General features: G+C 41.7%; 3 protein-coding genes and 1 pseudogene. 3 read left to right on the top strand and 1 reads right to left on the bottom strand.

Going from position 1 to position 3,099, the window contains the following annotated elements; translation table 11 throughout:
• Nucleotides 1–283 precede the first annotated feature (283 nt).
• Nucleotides 284–1,273, bottom strand: a pseudogene (locus tag ACGF63_RS22560) (ISAs1 family transposase); the annotation flags it as partial.
• Nucleotides 1,274–1,549: 276 nt separating this feature from the next.
• Between ACGF63_RS22560 and ACGF63_RS22555 the strand changes: the two are divergent.
• The 3 genes from ACGF63_RS22555 to ACGF63_RS22545 form a co-directional block, all read left to right on the top strand.
• Complete coding sequence (locus ACGF63_RS22555) at nt 1,550–2,272, top strand: hypothetical protein (protein WP_387633314.1); 723 nt, start codon at nt 1,550–1,552, stop codon at nt 2,270–2,272.
• A 45-nt stretch (nt 2,273–2,317) separates the two neighbouring features.
• Nucleotides 2,318–2,491, top strand: coding sequence for a PAAR domain-containing protein (locus ACGF63_RS22550; protein WP_387633312.1), 174 nt, complete (start codon nt 2,318–2,320; stop codon nt 2,489–2,491).
• 66 nt (nt 2,492–2,557) lie between these two features.
• A partial coding sequence (locus tag ACGF63_RS22545; RefSeq protein WP_387633310.1) for a hypothetical protein occupies nt 2,558–3,099 on the top strand: 542 nt, incomplete at its 3' end.

Here is a 3,099-nt window from a genome sequence, read left to right as displayed (position 1 = left end):
GGGGAAGACCATAGATTTCCTTTGCTCAGTGCGGCGATCAGACTGAGAACCAGAGACTGTGGCCCAATATTTCTGAGTCGTTCCATAAAGCCACATTGGCGGGCGGTTTTTTCAAGAAAAACGTCACTGAAGAATTGCATTAACTGAAGTTTTGTGGAGATAATTGTCATCGGCTTTATTCTCTGCTCTCGGTATTTTGTTTGGCGACAATTATCAGATCATAAATAAAGCCTTTTTTCTATCTAAAATAACCGGTTGGCGCTAAAGATCCTGTTTATGTACCCGCTAATATCTCAGCCGCGTTGCCGCGACGAATAGCACACGCATCTTCGTTCATCGATACGTCAAGCACCCAATGGACGCGATTTTCGATGCCCCAATGTCCCCGTACTGCCGCACCAAAGCGCTCTGGCTCAAGCTCCGCCGAGCTGATGTAATAATGATATTCCAGTGATTCTTTTTGTCGTATTTTATCAAAGCGATATCGTATTGCTACACCCATGCTTTTTAAGTCTTTCCATTCCGGAAATTGAGCAACAAGCTCTCCCGCCGGTAAGACATGATACTCGCGTAGCTCAATTCGCCCATGTCCTTGCGCTATACTGACATTTTCTATCTGGCTGACGGCAATGACTTGAGCCGACATGGCTTGTTTAAGCGCGCGATGTAATGTGGCCTGATTATCTTTGACGGCCAGCAGGTAATCAGCGCCTTTCGCAATGATTTTTTTAGCAATTTTGGTCTGACATCCCATTGCATCAAGGGTCACTAAACAGCCTTTGATGTCCAGTAAATCCAATAATTTGGGGATTGCCTTGATTTCATTAGATTTTTTTTCGGTTTTTAACTGCCCCATGACAACCCCGTTGACTGTGGCAAATGCACTTATCATGTGGATAGGAGATAATCGCTTATTCCAATCACCCGTCCCCCGTAATGCCTTGCCGTCAATCGCGATGACTTCACCGTTAGTCAGCTTGCTGACCGCCTGAGTCCAGCGAATAAAGCAATGTTAAAACTCGACAGGATCAAGGCGGGAAATGACACGTGCGATGGTGTCATGAACGGGGAGGCTGGTTTGAAAAAGCCCTTTTTCCTGAAGCCAGTCGAAGCGCATACTCCCGAAATCTTCCATCTCTTCCCAGCCTTCTGCGCCCGCTAAGACAGCACACATAGTCAAAAAAAGCAGATCAAACAGGGGGTAACTGATTTTGGCAGACTGGCGAGGATCGGTGAGTTCGCCAAAATAGTGAGAAAAAGCGGCGTGTTTCATGAGGGGGGCTCCCGAAAAAAGGAGTATAAGATCACAACTGAGTTCATGGGTCAAATGGATTAATATTGATTAAATAATGTTCTTGATCTCACCCTGGCCCAAAAGCAAGCTGAAAGACATCAGGCGGTCTGTGATGTACTAGAAGGGACTCCTCATGTGGAATGGCATTTTTTACAGCCGATCAGTTGTACGTATTTTAAGGTGCAGTTTAGCGACCATAAAAATATCAGCGTTCACTATACTCCCTGTGACAGTTTAATTTAATTCGAGGTCAACATGATAATAATCCGTTTAGAAATCAATGTGCGTTATGAACAGAAGGAAACCATTACCGCCCATACCGCGCTGATGGATTTGTTTCATATTACACAGCAAATTGATATTTTTTTCGGTAGGAAGAAAACTTGGTATTTAACCGGTTATTCCCGAAAGCAGGCTCTGCAACATGTTGTGTTTGATGAACAGGGGCCAACCGAAGTCGCTATAAAAGACTTTGAAAGAGATTATAAGAAAAATTTTCCGGTGCTTATTACCGGAATATGGGATGGAGAAAAGGATAAATTATCCAGTGGTATTAGTTATAAAAAAATGCGACGTGCTCGCCCTAACTGGGTTTGGCTGCAACTGAATCTAAATATTGACAGTCATCAGCTTGATGTATCACAGTTAATTAATCTGGTTAACTATCTGGCCTTGAGCCGTGATTCACCCCATATTCAGGTGGAGTCCAATGAATATACATTAAAAAGTAAACAAGTTTTCCCTGATCGCCTCAGTGTCGGCTGGATGCTTTACCAGCCCAGAGTGATTGATAAATTCTCTCTTCCTATGGCAGAAGAAGTCCTTCCCGTTTATCAACACGATGAGCAAATCGGCACATTGATTATCACCAAAAAAGGGATTTTCGATGGCCGAAATCAGGACGATATTGATAAATCCAATGATATTGAAATTCAGTTAGTGGATCTGGGATTACTGCCATTAATAACTGAGATTTAATAGCAACAATATTATTTGCCAATCGTAAAACGATGGAAGGAATTGATGTTAAAAGCCGTTATCTTGCTGGGTGATATGACTGATCATGGCGGTAAAGTGATTACCGCCATTGAGCAATATACTTACAACGGTATTTCTATTGCAGGTAAAGGAGATTGGGTTGAATGTCCCCAATGCAAAGGGGTTTTTCCTATCATAGAGAGAAGCAACACTCTGTAATAAAACATCAATGTTCGTTATACATCCTGTTCCGATTTAATGACAACAGTTTAATCCGAGGTAAATATGACGATAATTCTTTTAAAAATCAATGTATATTATCAACAACAAGAAACCATTACTGTAAATGCGGCATTAATGGATTTGTTTCATATTACACGGCAAATCGATATCTTTTTCGGTAGGAAGAAAACTTGGTATTTAACCGGTTATTCTCGAAAACAGGCACTGCAACATGTTGTATTCGATGATCAGGGGCCAACCGAAGTTGCTATCAAAGACTTTGAAAAAGAATACAAGAAGGATTTCCCGTCACTAATTACTGGCATATGGGATGGTGAGAAAGATGAGTTATCCTGTGGTATAGATTATAGTAAAATGTCAACAATTCGCCCTAACTGGGTTTGGTTAATATTAAGTTTGAGAATTGACAGTACCCAGCTTGATATTTCCCGGTTAATTGACCTTGTCAAATATTTAGTGGTCAGCCGTGACCTCCCTTATATTCAAGTCGAAACCAACGGCTATACATTATCTCAATATAATGTTTTCCCCGATCGTCTCAGTGTTGGCTGGATGCTGTATCAACCGAGAGTCATTGATAAATC

The sequence above is a fragment of the Photorhabdus sp. RM322S genome (assembly GCF_042879395.1).
In the GTDB taxonomy this organism is placed as follows: Bacteria; Pseudomonadota; Gammaproteobacteria; order Enterobacterales; family Enterobacteriaceae; genus Photorhabdus; species Photorhabdus khanii.
This window is presented reverse-complemented; position numbering and strand designations above follow the sequence as displayed.

What these genes read in the sequence shown, in the direction of transcription:
- ACGF63_RS22555 (WP_387633314.1), top strand. Translation starts at nt 1,550, where the DNA reads ATGATAATAATCCGTTTAGAAATCAATGTGCGTTATGAACAGAAGGAA.
- ACGF63_RS22550 (WP_387633312.1), top strand. Translation starts at nt 2,318, where the DNA reads ATGTTAAAAGCCGTTATCTTGCTGGGTGATATGACTGATCATGGCGGT.